General features: G+C 33.1%; 10 protein-coding genes. 6 read left to right on the top strand and 4 right to left on the bottom strand.

Annotated features, from left to right (window positions below; all coding sequences use genetic code 11):
* The 4 genes from EOV51_RS05650 to EOV51_RS05635 all read right to left on the bottom strand — a co-directional run bounded on the left by EOV51_RS05650 (position 1) and on the right by EOV51_RS05635 (position 10,299).
* Complete coding sequence (locus tag EOV51_RS05650; protein ID WP_128150747.1) at positions 1–2,073, bottom strand: LTA synthase family protein; 2,073 nt, start codon at positions 2,071–2,073, stop codon at positions 1–3.
* Positions 2,074–2,362: 289 nt separating this feature from the next.
* Positions 2,363–3,898, bottom strand: a complete 1,536-nt coding sequence (locus EOV51_RS05645) for an aldehyde dehydrogenase family protein (protein ID WP_128150745.1) — start codon at positions 3,896–3,898, stop codon at positions 2,363–2,365.
* Between the two features lie 153 nt (positions 3,899–4,051).
* A complete protein-coding gene (locus EOV51_RS05640) occupies positions 4,052–4,549 on the bottom strand; it encodes a hypothetical protein (RefSeq protein ID WP_128150743.1) in 498 nt (165 codons plus the stop codon).
* Positions 4,550–4,599: 50 nt separating this feature from the next.
* The gene (locus EOV51_RS05635; protein WP_128150741.1) at positions 4,600–10,299 is read right to left on the bottom strand and encodes a hypothetical protein; all 5,700 of its coding nucleotides are present in this window, start codon (positions 10,297–10,299) and stop codon (positions 4,600–4,602) included.
* Positions 10,300–11,273: 974 nt separating this feature from the next.
* Here EOV51_RS05635 and EOV51_RS05630 point away from each other — a divergent pair.
* From EOV51_RS05630 to EOV51_RS05605, 6 genes are all read left to right on the top strand, one after another.
* Positions 11,274–12,149 (top strand): aspartate carbamoyltransferase catalytic subunit, encoded by an 876-nt coding sequence (locus EOV51_RS05630; protein WP_128150739.1) that lies wholly within the window; start codon positions 11,274–11,276, stop codon positions 12,147–12,149.
* Between the two features lie 56 nt (positions 12,150–12,205).
* The gene (locus EOV51_RS05625) at positions 12,206–13,279 is read left to right on the top strand and encodes a carbamoyl phosphate synthase small subunit (protein WP_128150737.1); all 1,074 of its coding nucleotides are present in this window, start codon (positions 12,206–12,208) and stop codon (positions 13,277–13,279) included.
* Positions 13,280–13,323: 44 nt separating this feature from the next.
* Positions 13,324–16,500, top strand: a complete 3,177-nt coding sequence (gene carB, locus EOV51_RS05620) for a carbamoyl-phosphate synthase large subunit (RefSeq protein WP_128150735.1) — start codon at positions 13,324–13,326, stop codon at positions 16,498–16,500.
* A gap of 289 nt (positions 16,501–16,789) precedes the next feature.
* Positions 16,790–17,053: a DUF3667 domain-containing protein gene (locus EOV51_RS05615; protein ID WP_228427742.1), complete on the top strand. Its 264-nt coding sequence runs from the start codon at positions 16,790–16,792 to the stop codon at positions 17,051–17,053.
* A gap of 727 nt (positions 17,054–17,780) precedes the next feature.
* The gene (locus EOV51_RS05610) at positions 17,781–18,194 is read left to right on the top strand and encodes a DoxX family protein (protein ID WP_128150733.1); all 414 of its coding nucleotides are present in this window, start codon (positions 17,781–17,783) and stop codon (positions 18,192–18,194) included.
* A 65-nt stretch (positions 18,195–18,259) separates the two neighbouring features.
* Positions 18,260–18,904 carry a carbonic anhydrase gene (locus tag EOV51_RS05605; RefSeq protein WP_128150731.1) on the top strand — a complete coding sequence of 215 codons (645 nt, stop codon included), beginning with the start codon at positions 18,260–18,262 and terminating at the stop codon, positions 18,902–18,904.
* Positions 18,905–19,227 lie beyond the last annotated feature (323 nt).

The following is a 19,227-nucleotide window of genomic DNA, read 5'->3' as shown; positions in this document are numbered from 1 at the left end:
TCATTTTTTCTTTCTGTTTGTTTTCAATAAATTTTGCTCTATTAAATAAGATGTAGTCTGGTAATTAGCTATAGCCTCTTCTTCTAATGTCTTATTTATATCATGAGTTGCTTTTAATTGTTTATTACTGTCAACTTCATATTGCTGTACTTTTCTGTTAGGAGATAGTACTATCAATTCGTTTCCCTTATAATATCCCAAATTCTGATATGTTGAAACCAATGCTCGCGGGTTATAATCACTTTTTTTTATATTTTGACCAAAAAATTGTGAAGTGTAAGAAAAGTGTAATTTTCCAAAAAGTGTAGGCATTAGATCTATTTGTGAAGTTAAGGTTCTTTCAATAACAGGTTTAACAAAGCCCGGAGCATATATTATTGCTGGTATATGATATCGTTCTAAAGGAATGTTTACTTTACCAGCACTGGATGCGCAATGATCAGCTACAAATACGAAAACTGTGTTTTGAAACCATTGATGTTTGTGCGCTTCTTTTATAAATTCACCAATTGCATAATCAGTATATTTCACTCCTCCATCCCTGGATTTGCTGGTACTTGGAATATCTATTCTACCTTCCGGATATGTAAAAGGTCTATGATTGCTTACTGTCATTATATGCCCAAAAAAGGGTCTGTTTGACTTTTGATTTTCATCAAAAGTTTTAATTGCTTTTTTAAACATATCTTCATCACAAACTCCCCATATATTTGCAAAAGTTATTTCATCAGAACTAAAGGAATTTCGATCTATAATCTGATAGCCGTTTCCTTTAAAAAAAACATCCATATCATCAAAATATGAATATCCTCCGTAAAAAAATTGCACTTTATATCCTTTTTGCTTAAATATATATCCGGTGGAAAATAAATTATCATTATCCTCTCGTTTTATCAGACTTTCTCCCGGAGATGGTGGTATGCATAATGTAACTGCTTCCAATCCCCTAACAGTTCTATTTCCAGTAGCGTACAAATTGGTGAAAAACATTCCTTCTTTTGCCAAACGATCTAAGTTAGGAGTAAGGTTTTTAGTATTGCCTGAATACTTCATAAAGTCAAAACTCATGCTTTCTATTGTTACCAGAACAACATTTTTTCTTAATTCCGGAAGTGTATCCCTGATAATTTCGGATATAACTATTTTAGATTTTTTATCATATTGCTTCCCCACTAATGCAAATGCTTTATTAATAGGTATTTGAGCGTAAAATTGCTCATAATCTAAAGAACTATCTGAAAAGGCTTCGTAAAAACGAAATAACCCATTTGCTTGCAATTCGTTAGCAAAAACGTTATCAGAATTTTCCTGTTTCTGAATAAATTCTAACAGAAATACAGATCCAATTACTAATACAACATATACTAATGAACTCAGAATTTTAACTTTAAAACTAGAAAAGTCCATAAAGTATTTATTGGACTTAGATGTGAAAAAATAAGTAATTAATATTGAAATAAGCAGAATTACCGAAAACATAGATATAACCGGATACGATTCCAGTATATTACCAATAACCTCATTTGTATAAATAAGATAATCTACTGCAATAAAATTATACCGAACACCAAATTCATTCCAAAACAGATATTCACTAATTGAATTAAAAATTATTAGAAATATGTAAAGGAAAAAAATAAATATATAAACAGTGTGTCTCCAGTTGGATCGTAAAGATGGAAATAAAAATAAGATGATAAATGATAAGGCCTTGATAGTTACAAATATTTTGATAATTGTTGGTACTATGCTACCGTAATCATCAAATATAGTTTTAAAAAAATACAAATAACACAATAAAATGATAAATACTCCTATTATTATGTATCCCCATGGTGACTTGAATTTGCTGTTGGATAGAAACATCAAATGCAACCATAAAAAAACAAAAATAACAATTGAAACACACCAATCATTTACAATACCTAATAAAAAAATTTTAGCATAATCGGAAATATCAAATACTCGTTCTGTAATAGGCAAAAAAATAAGTATTGATCTTAAAATTAATCCGACTAAAATATAAAATCCTGAAATTTTTATAAATGTGTTAAGCAATTTATCTATTTGCATCTTTTTAAGTCTTTATTTTATCTTTTACAAATTTAGAATGAAAATACTTATTCTTATACATATTTTAAATAACTTTATTTAACGTAATTACATAACGCAATAGTATATTATTAATGTAACAAATCTTTTTCTTCTTTTAATAAATAAGTCTAAATTCTAAACGGTTTAAATTTTTTATATTAATTTAAATCGAATTTTAAATTATTAACAGTTTCACATTCGATAAAAAATAAAAAAAGGAGGAACTGAATATGTTTGCCCTCCTTTTGATTAATTAGTTTATTTATTTTTAAAAAAAGCCTAACTTATTTTTATCATAAGAAATAAGCATATTTTTTGTTTGTCTGTAGTGATCCAACATCATTTTATGATTTTCTCTTCCTATACCCGATTGTTTATAACCTCCAAATGGAGCTCCGGCAGGATAAGCATGGTATTGATTTACCCAAACTCTTCCCGCTTTTATAGCTCTTGGAACCTGATACAATTCATGAGCATCTCTGGTCCATACTCCTGCACCCAGACCAAAAATAGTATCATTAGCAATCTCAATAGCCTCTTCGGTTGTTTTAAATGTAGTTACAGCCAATACTGGCCCAAATATTTCTTCTTGAAAAACTCTCATTTTATTATTCCCTTTCAACAAAGTAGGTTGAATATAATATCCCCCTTCAAGATCTCCCCCGAGATTGCAAGCATCTCCTCCGGTTAACACTTCGGCTCCTTCGTCTTTTCCTATTTTAATGTATGATAAAATAGTTTTCTTTTGCCCTTCTGATACCTGAGCTCCCATTTGAACTGTAGGATCTAAAGGGCTCCCCATTTTTATGGATTCAACTCTCTGAATGACCTTTTCTATAAATTGTTCATAGATTGACTCATGAATTAATAATCGTGAAGGACATGTACATACTTCTCCCTGATTGAATGCAAATAACACAGCTCCTTCGATAGCTTTATCTAAAAATTCATCATCTTTATCCATTACTGATGGAAAGAAAATATTTGGCGATTTACCTCCCAGTTCTAAAGTTACCGGAATAATATTTTTAGAAGCATATTCCATAACCTGCCTACCAATTTCTGTTGATCCGGTAAATGCTGCTTTTGCTATTTTAGGATTTGTAACTAACACTTCTCCTAATTCAGAACCAGAACCATTAACTACATTAAGTACTCCCGGAGGAAGTAAATCTCCAATAACTTCCATTAAAATTAAAATGGAAACTGGTGTATTTTCAGCAGGTTTCATAACAACACAATTGCCTGCAGCCAGAGCAGGTGCTAATTTCCATGCAGCCATTAAAAGAGGAAAATTCCAGGGAATAATTTGAGCGACAACCCCCAGAGGCTCATTAATAATTAAAGATAGAGTTTTTTCGTTTAATTCCATTGCTGAACCTTCCTCGGCACGTATAACACCGGCAAAATACCTGAAATGATCAGCTGCTAAAGGAATGTCGGCATTTAAAGTCTCACGTATAGCTTTTCCGTTATCAATAGTTTCAACACTAGCTATATACTCAAGGTTATCTTCTATTCGCTGAGCAATTTTAATTAAAATATTGCTCCTTTCAGTCACAGATGTTTTACTCCAATCTTTAAAAGCCTCATATGCCTTATCTACAGCTAAATCTATATCTTCTTTTGAAGAGTGTGCTGTCTGAGTAAATATTTTACCATCAATAGGCGAAGGAACATCATGATAACGACCTTTTACAGGAGGAACAAACTTACCTCCTATAAAATTATCGTATTTCTTTTTTAAATTAAATTTAGCAACAACATCTAAAACTGAAAATTTTTTGTCTAACACTGCATCCATAATTTTAAGTATTTTTGGGTTTATTTGTGTCATACAAATTACTAATTAATTTGATATAATAAATGCTAAACTTCTGATTTAACATGATCTTGGGAGAAATAAAAAGAAAAACCCTTAGAATGCCTAAGGGTTTTTTATCAAATAGTTATTTTTCTATTTCCAGTAATTCCATTTCAGTCCATCAAAAAGGGCTATTGTTTTACTGGCTGTATCATAACAAATCATACCCGGATAGGGACTTTTAACATTTAAATGAGGATCCTGAACCTTGGGTAATATCAATGCTTTATCAGTAGACTCTAAAACAAGTATGCCTTCTGCAGATGAACTTAAAGCTCCGATAATTATTCCTTTACCATTATCGGAACTACTACTGAACACAACATTATCAATACTTCCGGGATCACTTAAATCCATCCATCTATCATTTTGCTTAACCTTCAATTTTTTATCCAATTTAGACATTAGTAACGTTCCGTTAACTGTACTATCTGATATGGTTTGCACTATTGGCAATATTATGCCGTTTGTGGTACCGGATGCAAAATCCAAGATTCCTGCACCATCCACAGTGTTTTTACCTATTGCGACTTGAGCCTGGATGGAATTTACCACCATGTAACTCAACATTATTAATAATATATTTTTCATAGAAATTTCTTAGATATCTTTATAAATTGACAATACATTAAATTCTTTAATTACTCATTACATGATCTTTCAATACATTTCCACTCAGTTCCATTGTATAGCTTAATACATTTATCAGTGGTATCATAAATAATCATTCCTTCAACCCATTGGTCTTGCGGTATATTAGCAGGAACTGTTCGGGTGATCACCAGTCCTTTGTCATTAGACTCTAAAACAATAAATCCATTAGGAATATTGTCAGGCCAGGTTTCTAAACCGTTTCTCTGCGATGAAACTCCTACCATAGACATAACTGTTGCAGGATCAGTGTTCGGATCTTGAGTACAATAGGTACAAAAAGGCAAAACAAAATCCATTTCAGTGTCGGTAGTATCAATATAAACACATTCCATGTCTGACTCTGTAACTAGATCAAAGCCCAGCTCCAGACTTTCCACATCCGTCGGTAACGTTTCTGGTGCTTTAATTTGAAACGTTATGGTAGAAGTCCCATTAGGCAATGTAAAATCTTCCAAGGTCAAAGCTCCTTCCTCATAGGTTGTAGTTCCTCCCAATGTAGCGGGTGAACTGGACAAACTTGCATCTACATAGGTAAAACTGTCTGAAATATTAACGCTTAACGTAACGTAATCAAGTGCAGTGTTAGGGTTTGTAATCTGTATCGTTACTTTTGCCGTTCCATCGTCTGAAATACAGCTTAGATCAGCAGATATTTTATCCACTGTTACCGGATCTAATCTGACAGATTCAAGAGCTTGTACAGTCGTATTTCCACAACCTGCAAGTAAATCACAGCTTTGATAAGTTACATCTTCATTTAACGAATTTTTATACGTTATAGAAGCTCTAGAACTATAACTTCCTGCAGTTGCCGTTTGAGTAAACCTTGCTGTTCCGGTAACCGTTATCGTAGAAGCTCCTGGAACCTCAATATTCTGGATACTCAATTGCGCAGTATTTTCGTAAGTATTTATTACAGGTGTACCTGTGCCCGCTTCAACTGAAACGGATTCTGCTACCCAGTACATACCTTCAGGTAAAGTTTCTGACAGATTTACCTCTTTAGATGCACAATTAGTATTTGTTACTCTGAAGGTATAAGGAACTTCGTCACATAACTTAACTGAATCTGATGCCTGCATGGTTAATGCTAATCCGTCTTCATTAATCTGCAAAGGCTGTGGACAATATAAAGTTAACGGTCCTATACCTATCATTTGATTTCCGGTTGCTTTACTATTGTATTTTTCCTTATAAACAATTACAATTTGCTCAACAGAGCTTGAAAAGTTTACCTGTAATCTTCCTCTTCTATTTAAGTAAGATGAAGTAGTATACGATCCGGCAGCTCTGGCCGTAGCTGTATTGCTTGAAATAACGTATGAACTTCTTTTCTGATCCATACTATAGGTTAGTTTAGGCTTTACAACCCCACCTCCACAAAGACCATAAACTTCAATATCATCTAATCTTTGCGATTGTCTATCTACATCATAAAGTTCAAATGAAGCGGCAGCTGCCCCTCCTGTAAAAGAGATAGTAGTAGTAACAGCTTTAGTATCAGTAGTGCTATTACCTCTTCGCAGCAGTTGTAAGGTTTTTCTATAGCTTCTTGGGTATCCGTTTCTCAAAACATTACTAGAATCGGTAACAGCTATATTCGCTGAAAAACCATCACCTAAATCAACTGTTTTACTTTTAACGCCTCTATCTTTTCGTGTCCATACTTTTGTAAAATCAATAGTTTTATACCCGCTGAATGTACAGCTTGTACAAACTCCAGGTTCAGCTACTCCTCCAAATGTTATATAGGTATTGTCATCAGTAAAAGTATAGTTAAATTGTACCTCACCATTAATCCATTCACCAGGAATGGCTTTAGACCAATTATCATTGGTTATATCACTTTCGCTACTGGCAACAAGCATATACACCTTATATTTATTATCATATTCAAAAGAAGTTGCATCTCCTGCTCTAACCACTACTTTTTGACTCGTGAGATTCGCTTTATTTACTAACCAAATTCTATTCATTCTCGATTCCAAATCGCCACAGACTGCTTTAGCAGATTCACTATAAACAGTTTTACCAGTTGCTCCGTTATTACCCCAAAATAAACCACTCTGGTCATTAGCTAGATTTGAACTGGTTCCTTGTCCATCGGTTACTGATTCTCCCGCTATCATAGTTATTGTAGCGTCTGTATCAGTGGAACGGGATTTATTAACAAATAAATTTGAATTATCATCCCTGACCAAACCAGCTACATTTTTATGGTAAGCTGAATAGGGTGTTGAAGCACCAGGCCATACTGTGGTAGTGGAATTTGAAAGAACATAATCAAAAGGTAATTTATTGGTGTCGGTAGAACCTGTTGAATACAGAGTAATCGCATATTTCATACCTAAATAGGTACGTATTCTTGACTTTTCAACTTCTGTAAGTTCTCGTTCATAAAAGAAAATTTCAGACATCAGACCAATAAATGTTCCAGATGCAATACTTGCTCCTCCTAAGGTTCCTCCGTTTGCCATAGCAAAGCTATTTCCAAACCCTGCTCCTAAACCTGTGGTAAGCTGATCCGATAAACCTCCAAAATCGTGCTCCACTAATCTTCCTCCTTCAGCAGCATCTTTTCTAAGTCTCACCATATGTAAAGCGGTCGCTCCAAGATTGAAACCTTTTACCGTACCATTATATAATCCACCCCCAGTTCCCGAAACACTTATCCTACCACTACCTTCCAAAGGAGCAAATCCTACAGCGGGCATCCGTGATGCAGCAGCATCCGGGCGGGTAGATCCAAATCCGTGAGTATAGGTTCTGGCATTATCCACATAACTGGTACTATTGTAAACTATGAAGGAAGTAGAATTATCAGGAGCATTTTCTCTCATTGGCCCTGTTTTAGTTGCCAAATAGGCATATCTATCGAAAAATAAACTTGGAAAAAAGTTCATTCTTATATCATTGGGTGTGTAAACCGGAGCTATTTTTGCCCCATAAGTTACTGCCTCTAAATTATAGTCATTTTCATTTGAAGTCTGATCTTTCCATGTTAATATATTATTATTTCCATCGTTCTCCAGACTATTTGAATCATCAGCTCTAAGCCATAACCTCAACCCATTAATAACTCCCCCCGGAGCAAATGAATACAAAGCAAGTCCTACATAATCGCCATTGTTTATCTGAACATCTTCTGCTATTTTATTATTGACTTCATATATACGAGTATTTGCCGGAGTAAATGTTTCATCTGAAGATACTAATACATATTTTGCCGCTGTGTTTAGTTGTATTTTGACCTGAAAACCTGTACTCCCGGTCACCTGAGCTTTTAAAACAAAATCATTTTTGTAATTGATGTCTGAAGGTAAAACCATATTGGCAAATTGTGTATTTTGCTTGTAGTCATAAGAGCTAAGTGATTCTCCATCAGCAGAATTAGATCCAAACATTAAAAATTCCTCATTATTTATCGTCCCAGTATTATCAATATTCAAATTTTGAATTTCATTTCCGACAAATACTGTCATCATATCTTTATCATAACTTGACGATTGCTTCTGGTATAAGCTTGAATTATCATCTCTACCAATTCCGAAAATATTATTTTGATACCCTGTATTTGAGCTCCCATTCCATATTACAGTTCCGTCTGAACTTATATAATTAGGCTGACTTGAAGGATCTAAGGTAATTCCATATTTAACAGCAAAATAAGAATTAATTTTTAAGAGTTGTAAATCAGTCATTTGAACTCCCGCATCACCTGACACAACAATAATTTCCTGTAAATTACCTAAAAACGGTAGATAATTTCCTGCTCTACGCGCCCCAATTAAACTTTCTCCGGTACCTATCCCTGCTAAAACACTTCCTGAAAAAGATTGAGTAATACCGTTAAATGTTAGCCTTTGCTGGACATCGGCACTATTGGTTCTTTCAACAGCGACGATACCATACGTTTTACCCTGAGGATTGGTATGTGTTTTAAAATTAGCCGCCGCGTAACCTCCATCGGTAAATGAAGGGCTTCCCATATACCAACCTTGGTTATTATTATTAACATTTGCCGAACTATTAAACGCATATAATATTGAAGCTGCTGTAGTATTAGTTACTTCAGATACATAAAACATGTAATATGACTTGCTACTATCCAAATAGCTGGATGCTGTTAAGGCTGAATATGTGTTAAATTGTAAATGAGAATGATAATTCATCAAATTACTTTTATTTCGGATAAGCGGGGTTGAAATAGTACCACTTTGAGTATGGTCTCTACCGAAAACAGAAACATCCTGCCAAGTAGTTACTGCAGTACTATCTGTAGTAGTTCCTGGTATAATATCTGCTTTTAACCATAACTCAGTGAGCAAATCTACACCTCCAGGCTTAGCACCTACTAAGGCAAATGAAATGTAATCACCATTATTAACTAAAACCGATTTTGCAATATCATCCGTAACAGAATATATTCTTGTATTGGAAGGATCAAAATTTTCATCAGGACAAACTAAAATATATTTAGTATCCAGATAAGTTTTCATATTAACTGTAAATGATGTCTGATTAAATGTTTTTGCTTTTAAAACTGCATTATGCTTAAAATTGACTTTCTCTGATAGGCTTCCGTTTGCAAAAACCTGCCCTGCGGCATATTCATATCTTTTCAGGCCTTCCAAACCATTAGAACCTAATAGCATAAATGTATTATCGGTTAAAACTCCGGTACTGCTGGCATTTAATGTTGTTAAATCGTCTCCTGTAAATACAGCAACTACCGGTTTATCATAATTAACTGATTGTTTTTGATATAGGCTACCAGCATCATCTCGACCAATACCGAAAACATAGTTTTGGTAAGTAGTATCCTGAGAACCATCCCATATAATATCTCCGTTAGAATTCAAATAATTAGGCATAGTCTGAGAAGCCGCTGCCTCTAATGGAATTCCATATTTAATAGATAAGTAAGAATATACTTTTTGTAAATCCGTATCTGACATTAATGTATTCTGAGGTGCAGAAAAAACAATAATTTCCTGAATATCTCCATAAAAAGGATTTGCTGTAGTTAAGTTAGCATTTCCAACAACACTTTGTCCTGATGTAGTTAACATAGCTCTTCCGGCAAATGACTGTGAAACACCATTAAAGTAAGAATATTGAGAGAGAAGCGTTCCGTTAGGTCTTATAACTGCATTGATTCCATAATTTTTACCATTGCTGTTTGTATTAACATTTGCTGTAGCATTACCTGTTGTAAAATATGGATTCCCAGCAGACCATCCAGTATAATTATTACGCCCTGCATTTAAAGAATAAAGTGTTGCTACTCCTGTAGTTCCTTCTTTTAGTCTGGATACATAAAAAATATAATAAGATAATGTAGATTTAACACTGAAATCTGGTCCTACTAATTTTGTATTAGTACTTCCATCAAAATTTAATGCTGGCTGAAAATTCATTAAATCTCCGAATGTTACAAAAGTGGGAAGTGTATTGGTTCCATTTTGAACATGATCGCGATTATTACCGGACCAATCATGCCATAAAGAGATTGACTGCCCATTGGTTGGAGTCCCTGAGGCTTGAACTTGATCCGCTTTCAACCACAACTCTTGTGTTAAAGACACCCCTCCCGGACTTTGCGACTTTAACTGCGGTGAAAAGAAGAAAAGTAATATTGCAAATACAAAAATGTTTTGCAATTTATAAATAGTAGATCTTTTCATTTATGTTATATTAAAATTACGTTTCTTTTTCAAATACCTGAAATTAAAATTCACCAACAAACTATTTTAAATCAGATATTTACAATTAACTAGACGCTTAAACTACTTTATGATCATATCCTAAACTTATGGAAAATATTATTGTAAAAAATTAAATCGAAAAAATTATTTTACTAAATAATTATAGGAAAGTTTACTTAATACAGACAATTAAACTTTTACGGTTGTAACTTTTTATGAACATAAGAAAGTTGAAGCAGACAAAATTTCAAGGATAGAATATTTTTAGATATTCATTTCAAAAAAAGTCTCAATGGTTTGTAGACAGAAATGTCAAACTTACACCCTACGACTTAAGATAAGTATTTATAAATTACTAACAAATATTAATTCGATGCAAATCTAATAAAATTAAATCAATTAAATTATTATATAAAAAAAAATATACTACAATTAATACATAATATTTAACAAGTAAATAAACAAAAGTTAAACACATACACATTATAAATAATATATAAAAAAAATTTTAAATCAATAAATTGATATAATATTAAATAAATTTATAAAATAATATTTAACATTAAATACAGTATCTTAATAATTATCAGGACAGCTATGATTGAACTCCAAAATTAATTTTAAAAAAATTGTTCTGTATGAAATTTATATTTAACTTTGTGAGATTTTAAAATTTTGTAAAAAGTATAACTAATTTTTTAACTTTTGAATTTATTTTTGACTAAAATAATACTTAATAAAATAAAAAAAGAAGTATTCTCTTCTTATAACAAACCCATTTCTTTATCCTTATTAATTCACGGAGGAGGTTCTCCTTTCAAAGATAACGAAGATCTATGTAAAGATTTTCCATTTAAAAACATCTTATCAGTTAAGATGTTTTTTTTTGACTTTTACAAAAACAAGATACTGATATATATATTAAAAACAACTAAACTAAATTTCATATATTCATGAAACACTTTATCTCTCTTGAAAATTTAGATTTGGAAATTATTAAAGATTTAGTAAATGATGCGGTTAGTTTTAAAAAAAGAAACGCATTTCCCAACTTATCGAATCATTATATTTCCAATTTGTTTTTTGAGAACAGCACCCGAACAAAACTGAGCTTTGAAATGGCTGAGAAAAAAACCGGAATTGAAATTATTTATTTCGATGCAGAAAGTTCAAGTGTAAAAAAAGGAGAAACTCTGTATGACACAGTTAAGACACTTAGCTCAATCGGGGTAGAATGTTTTGTAATCAGACATAGCCAAGATCGGTTTTACGAAAATTTAATATCACAAATAGATGTGCCTATAATTAATGCCGGTGATGGTTGTGGAGACCACCCTACCCAATCATTGTTAGATTTAGTTACAATCCAAGAAGAATTTGGTTCATTTAAAGATCTCAATGTTGTTATCGTAGGGGATATTGTTCACAGCCGTGTCGCACATTCCGACGCTAAAATTTTAAAACGTTTGGGTGCCAATATCAGCTTTGCAACCCCTAAATTCTGGCAAGACACTACGATGAATATGGGAACTTATACTTCATTGGATGAAGTCATATCCGAATCTGATGTCGTAATGCTATTAAGAAATCAAAATGAAAGACATACACAGCATTATGACGAAAAGAACTTCTTATCTCAATATGGTTTAACTAAAGAAAGAGCTTCTAAAATGAAATCCGGAGCCATAATTATGCACCCTGCCCCTATTAATCGTAATGTTGAAATAGACGAGGATTTAATAGAATCACCCCAATCAAGGATATTCACACAGATGACTAATGGGGTTTATGCTCGGATTGCAGTGCTTAACTATGTCTTTAACTCTTAAAAAAGAATACATAATAACAATAAAATATCTAGTAACAAATAATTAAAAGTAAGACCTTGAAACGAAAATTAGTATTAGAAAACGGAATGGAATTTATAGGTGAGGGTTTTGGTAGTGATCAATTTACTATCGGAGAAGTAGTTTTTACTACAGGTATGACCGGATACCAGGAAACTATGTCAGACCCTTCATTTCATAAGCAAATTATAGTTTTCACTTATCCTTTGATTGGGAATTATGGCATTAATCCAAGCGATTTTGAATCATTAAATCCCTTCGTAGGCGGGGTTGTAGTACACGAATATGCTAAAACCGAATCCCACTGGCAAAGTCAGATGAATATTAATGATTTTCTAAAAAAGCAAAATATTCCTGGTTTGAGTGGTATCGACACACGAGCTTTAGTAAAAACTATACGCACCAAAGGTAGCATGAAAGGTAAATTTTGCAACCTTTCGGAAGATACTCAGGAGGTAGTTAAATCATTGCATAACAGCATTCTTGAACATCACGTACCAGAGGTATCAACACCAAGGGCTTACAGTGCACCCGCTGAAGGAAACCGAATCGTTTTGATTGATTACGGAATGAAAAAAAGTATTTTAAAAGAATTGTGCTTACGAAATTGTGACGTTGTAGTAGTTCCTTTCAATACAAATTCAAAATCCATTATGGAATTAAATCCGGATGGAATTATGCTTTCCAATGGCCCGGGGAACCCTGAAGAATTAGCTGAATCTATTCAGGTTATCAGGGAGCTAAGCGGAAAAGTTCCTATTTTCGGAATCTGTTTAGGACACCAACTTTATGCTATAGCACATGGGGCAAAAACAAATAAAATGCTTTTCGGACATAGAGGAGCCAATCATCCTGTAAAAGAAATTGCTACCAACAGAGTTCACATTACATCCCAGAATCATGGGTATGTAGTTGACGAAGACTCTATTAGTAATACGCCACTTGAAATTACTCATAGGGCATTGAATGATGGGACGATTGAAGGGTTAAGACATAAAGAACATTTTGCCTTTACCGTGCAATACCACCCGGAATCCAGTCCAGGACCTAATGATAATGAATATCTTTTTAATCAATTTATGAATATGATTAATGAGTTTAAAAATAATTAATGTAAAACATCCTTTATTATCCACATCCAATTAATTAAAATAAAATGCCAAAACGCACAGATATAAACAAAATATTAGTCATCGGTTCAGGACCGATAATCATCGGACAGGCTGCCGAATTTGATTATGCAGGGACCCAGGCCTGCTTAGCTTTAAAAGAAGAAGGATATAAAGTAATCCTCGTAAACTCAAACCCTGCAACCATAATGACTGATAAGGAGATTGCAGATACTGTTTATATGGAACCTCTTACATTAGACTTTCTTCAACAAATAATCGCACTGGAACGCCCGGATGCTCTTCTTCCTTCTTTAGGAGGTCAAACAGGATTGAACTTAGCCGTTGAGTTAGCTAAATCAGGAACTTTAAACCAATATGATGTAGAAATAATCGGCACCAAGTTATCCTCAATTGAACAAGCTGAAGATAGAGATTTATTTAAAAAGCTGATGGAACGAATCAACGAACCCATTGCTGAGAGTGTTATCGTAAATGACATACAATCATCTATAGACTTTGCTAACGAAATAGGATATCCTATTATCGTAAGACCCGCATTCACACTTGGTGGTACTGGTGGAGGTATTGCGGACAATGAGGCTGAGCTCAGGGAAATTACCGAATCAGGTTTAAAATATAGTCCGGTTACACAATGTTTAATAGAAAAAAGTATAGCTGGTTACAAGGAGGTTGAATATGAAGTCATGAGAGATGCCAATGACAATGCTATTGTGGTTTGTAACATGGAAAATTTTGATCCGGTAGGAATACATACCGGTGATTCCATTGTTTTTGCTCCCAGCCAGACTCTAGCAGACCAGGAATATCAATTATTAAGAAATTCTGCCTTAAAAATTATTCGAGCATTAGAAATTGAAGGTGGATGTAATGTGCAATTTGCACTAGACCCAAATAGCCGGGATTATATTGTCATTGAAGTTAACCCAAGAGTAAGTCGTTCTTCTGCATTAGCCTCTAAAGCAACCGGATATCCTATTGCCAAACTAGCTGCAAAAATAGCTGTAGGTCTTACTCTGGACGAAATGAAAAATCCGGTAACCAATACAACCTATGCCTGCTTTGAACCAGCCCTGGATTATGTGGTAGCCAAAATACCCCGATGGCCTTTTGATAAATTCCAAAGCGCTAACCGTCATTTAGGTACGCAAATGAAAGCTACAGGTGAAGTAATGGCAATTGGTACTTCTATAGAAGAATCACTATTAAAAGCTGTTCAATCTCTTGAAATAGGAACTTTACATCTTCATAAGAAAGATATGGAACCTTATGATTCAGCTACCTTTGAAGAGAGGTTAAAAAAAGCGGATGATGAACGTTTATTTCTTATTGCAGAAGCTTTAAGAAATGGAATTAAAATTCAACAAATTCATGAAATAACTAAAATTGATGTTTTCTTCTTAGCTAAACTTCAACATATTATTGATTTAGAGAAAAAACTACTAGCTCATCCACAAAATATAGAAGTTGCAGCCGAAGCTAAAAAATACGGATTTTCAGATTGGGAAATTGCCCGTTTATGGGAAACCACTGAAAAAGAAATATATAAATTAAGGAAACAGAACAATATAATTCCTGTTTTCAAGATGGTAGATACTTGTGCAGCAGAATTTATTTCTGAAACCCCTTATTTTTACAGCACCTATGGTACTGAAAATGAATCTAAGAGAACCGATAAGAAAAAGGTTATTGTGCTTGGTTCAGGACCTATACGAATAGGACAGGGAGTTGAGTTTGATTATGCAACGGTTCACAGTGTTTTAGCGCTGAAAGATGCCGGATATGAAGCCATAATTATCAATAGCAATCCTGAAACTGTGTCTACTGATTTTAGTATTTCTGATAAACTTTACTTTGAACCTTTAACCAGAGAATCGATAACTACCATAATTGACCTAGAGAAGCCCGATGGAATATTTGTACAGTTTGGTGGTCAAACAGCCATAAATCTTGCTCAGGCAGCAGTCGATGCCGGGGTTAAAATTTTAGGGACGAGTATTGAAGATATAGATAGAGCTGAGGATCGTAAGAAATTTGAGCTACAGCTTAATGAGTTAAATATTGCCCGACCTAAAGGTGATACTGTCTTCAACCTTGATGAAGCCTTAAAAGTTGCTAACTCCATAGGTTATCCGGTCGTAATTCGTCCATCGTATGTATTAGGCGGAAGAGCCATGCAAATCGTTTATGAAGATTCCGAATTGGAAAGATACATGAAAGAAGCTATAAACGTTCATGAAAAACAACCTATACTTATTGACAAATATCTGGTAGGAAAAGAAATTGAGGTGGATGCCATATGCGATGGAACAGATGTGTTTATTCCTGGAATTATGGAGCATATTGAAAAAGCTGGGGTTCACTCCGGTGATTCTATAGCAGTATATCCTACCCAAACTCTTTCTGATGATGAAAAGGAAGAAATTATCCGACAAACTCAGGCGCTGGCCAAAGGGTTTAAAATTATCGGTCTTATGAATATTCAGTTTGTTTTAATGAAAGGAAAAATTTATGTACTGGAAGTTAATCCACGTTCAAGCCGAACCGTTCCGTTTATGAGTAAAGTTACCGGAGTCCCTCTTGCCAAAGTCGCAACAAAAGCCGTACTGGGACAAAGTCTTAAAGAACAAGGGCTGGCTATAGATTGTTATCCGGAACCTAAAAATATTTATATTAAAGCTCCCGTTTTTTCTTTTGCTAAGTTACGTTCAGTAGATATCACCTTAGGTCCTGAAATGAAATCTACAGGTGAAGTAATCGGTAAAGACACCACGTATGAAAGAGCTTTATATAAAGCACTGCGTGCAAGTCATATTAACATTCCAATATTAGGAAATGCTATATTTACTGTAGCGGATAAAGACAAAGCAGAAGCATTGCCATTGGCTAAGAGATTCTACGATATCGGATATACAATTATGGCTACTCAGGGAACTGCAAAATATCTTCGTGATAATCACATTCCAGTTGTTGAAATTAATAAGCTGGAAAGCGAGGAAAACAATATTGTTAAAATCATGCAGCAAGGTAAAGCTCAATTTGTTATTAACACTCTATCTAATGACGGAACAGCGCAAGAAGACGGATTCCTTATTAGAAGAAATGCTGTGGAAAATAGTGTTGCCTGCTTTACTTCCTTAGACACTACGGCTGCAGTTGTACAGGTTTTAGAGTCCATAGGATTTGATATTAAGTCTTTCTAAGATACCGAGCAAAATAAATTAAATAAAGTTCTGTGAATCACAGAACTTTATTTTGTTTATAAAAAAGTTTAAATTACTTCTATTATCAAAAGATATACATATACTTATTAGTTATTAACATGCTCTTTGAGTAAGATTTAATAAAATAAAATAACCGAATCCTTATCCATATTTTCTCATAATTTTGACCTCTCAAAATTAATTTACTGCTTATAGATCATTTTAAATTAAGAGAAGGAAAAGTCTGTCGAAACTGTTCCCACTTTGTTGCACACAGATTCTGTCCTAATTGCGGTCAGGAAAACATCGAAACCCATCAATCCTTTTCTACCTCTTCAAACATTTTGCAGAAGATTTGGTTCACTATGACAGTAAATTCTGGCAAACAATAAAATATTTATTATTCTATCCGGGTAAATTAACTAACGACTATTTATCTGGAAAAAGAAAAAGTCAGGTAGCTCCTGTAAAATTATATATCTTCATAAGTTTCCTAACCTTTTTTGTTACTGCTATTCTTCCGGATTTCACTACAAAAATAGTATCGAAATAACAACGAATGAAGGCTCCGAAACAAGAAATAAAGAAAATTTAGATTTTCTGAAATCCGGAGTAAGTATGTATAATTTGAAGGATATAAAATCCACCCATGAGCTGGATTCAATTTAGTACCATCTTCCCAAAGACCGTCAATTATCTAAATTTCAATACTGGACTTTTAAAAAAACACTAGAAAAGAAAGATATTTATAGTCATATGAGTACTCATGAAATAAAAGAAAAACTCATCTATTCCTTCATTCATAATCTGCCAAAGGCTATATATATGCATTTTTTTGCTTTTTCATTGTGGCTTTTTCATGGAAAGAAAAAATGGTATTATTTTGACCATGGTATCTTTACTTTACATTATTTTTCATTTATTTTATTAACTGCCCTGATAATCGTGCTCGCAGTTTGGATTAATTCTGCTTTTGAAGAAAATATTTTCCTAGAAGCATTGTTGGCTATATTCTCTATATTTTGTTTCTTATATTCTTTTTTATATTTTTTCAGATCTCATAGCAGAATTTATAATGAGAAAAAATTTATTTCACGAATCAAAGGAATTTTTATTTTTGTTATTAATCTATTCCTTTTAATTTTCATTCTACTATTTTATACAATTTTCACCTTATACACTCTTCATTAAAACTCATTATTAAAGATTAATTATCCTATGATAAGAATTATCATTAATAAAGCTTTTAACTTAGCTTTTTAAATTAATACATAGTAATTATGGCAAAAGAAATAAATGCAGATCTAGGAAAGCTTTCTTTACGTATTTCCGTTGGAGGGCTTATGATTTTTCACGGAATAGCAAAACTAATCCACGGACATGACTTTATAAAAGAAATATTGGCTTCTAAAGGCCTACCTCAATTTCTTTGGATAGGCGTTCCTACAGGAGAGGTTATAGCTCCCATTTGTTTATTATTGGGAGTTTTTACAAGAATATCTTCTTTACTAATCGTATTTACCATGCTAATGACATTTTATTTAATCCATGGTATAAATGATTTTTCACTTTCACAAACGGGAGGGGTAAAGGTTGAACTTAATTTACTATATCTTTTCAGCTCTTTAGCTATATTTTTCTTAGGATCAGGAAAGTACAGTTTATATAAAGGAAATAAAGGTATATTAATTTAGTATTCAAAATTCTTAAGATTTTTGAATATTTTTAATTACTTTTATATATTAAAACAATAATCTTAATGGATTTTAAAAAAATTTTTTCGCACAATGAAGAATGGATAGCTGAACGCCTATCTGTAGATAAAGAATATTTCAATCAATTATCCAAAGGACAAAAACCCGATATTTTATATATTGGATGTTCAGATAGCAGGGTTTCCACAGAAGAGCTACTGGGAGCTAAACCTGGTGAAGTTTTTGTTCACCGTAATATAGCAAACATGGTGATAAGCATTGACTTAAACGTACAGTCTGTCATAACTTATGCCGTAGATCATTTAAAAGTTAGTCAAATCATTGTTTGCGGACATTATTATTGTGGAGGAGTTAAAGCCGCCATGGAAGCACAAGATTTAGGTCTATTAAATCCTTGGCTTCGTAATATCCGGGATGTATATCGAATCCATAAAGACGAGTTAAATAAAATTGAGGATTTAGACCGTAGATACAACCGCTTGGTTGAGTTAAATGTTGAAGAACAATGCATCAATTTGATCAAAACCGCAGCTGTACAAAAGGCTTTTCTTGAAAGAGATCTTCAAGTTCACGGATGGATATTTGACATTAAAACCGGTAAACTTGTAGATCTTAAAATTAATTTTAAGAAAATTTTAAAAGAAATTATGGAAATTTATAATTTAAATGAAGGAAAAACCATTTTTTAAGTCATATAAGCTTAATTAAAAAAGATTAAATACCCGGTATCCTTATTCGATACTATATAAAAGACAACATAGCACTAATAAACGTAAGCAGATCTCTTTATCTTCAAATTGATATTTTTATAAATTCATAGACTGATATCTAATTACTTATTGACCTCAAAAAAACTTAAAAAGTATGAATTTCTTTTAGGTCAGCTATTTCTCTGCTCATAACCTTAATATAGACGAAGAAATATTATCATTTTTTTGATAATTACTTTATAGAACAAGAAAACATAAACCTGTAAAAGCTTCATAAATTATATTTTTAAAATTTTTTACAG

Origin of the sequence: Apibacter raozihei (assembly GCF_004014855.1) — a bacterium.
In the GTDB taxonomy this organism is placed as follows: domain Bacteria; phylum Bacteroidota; class Bacteroidia; order Flavobacteriales; family Weeksellaceae; genus Apibacter; species Apibacter raozihei.
Note: the sequence above shows the minus strand (reverse complement) of the source record. Positions and strands in the feature narration are given on the sequence as shown.

Excerpts from the sequence above, each read along its gene's own strand:
- EOV51_RS05650 (WP_128150747.1), bottom strand. The coding sequence starts at position 2,073 with ATGCAAATAGATAAATTGCTTAACACATTTATAAAAATTTCAGGATTT.
- EOV51_RS05645 (WP_128150745.1), bottom strand. The coding sequence starts at position 3,898 with ATGGATGCAGTGTTAGACAAAAAATTTTCAGTTTTAGATGTTGTTGCT.
- EOV51_RS05640 (WP_128150743.1), bottom strand. The coding sequence starts at position 4,549 with ATGAAAAATATATTATTAATAATGTTGAGTTACATGGTGGTAAATTCC.
- EOV51_RS05635 (WP_128150741.1), bottom strand. The coding sequence starts at position 10,299 with ATGAAAAGATCTACTATTTATAAATTGCAAAACATTTTTGTATTTGCA.
- EOV51_RS05630 (WP_128150739.1), top strand. The coding sequence starts at position 11,274 with ATGAAACACTTTATCTCTCTTGAAAATTTAGATTTGGAAATTATTAAA.
- carB (WP_128150735.1), top strand. The coding sequence starts at position 13,324 with ATGCCAAAACGCACAGATATAAACAAAATATTAGTCATCGGTTCAGGA.
- EOV51_RS05610 (WP_128150733.1), top strand. The coding sequence starts at position 17,781 with ATGGCAAAAGAAATAAATGCAGATCTAGGAAAGCTTTCTTTACGTATT.
- EOV51_RS05605 (WP_128150731.1), top strand. The coding sequence starts at position 18,260 with ATGGATTTTAAAAAAATTTTTTCGCACAATGAAGAATGGATAGCTGAA.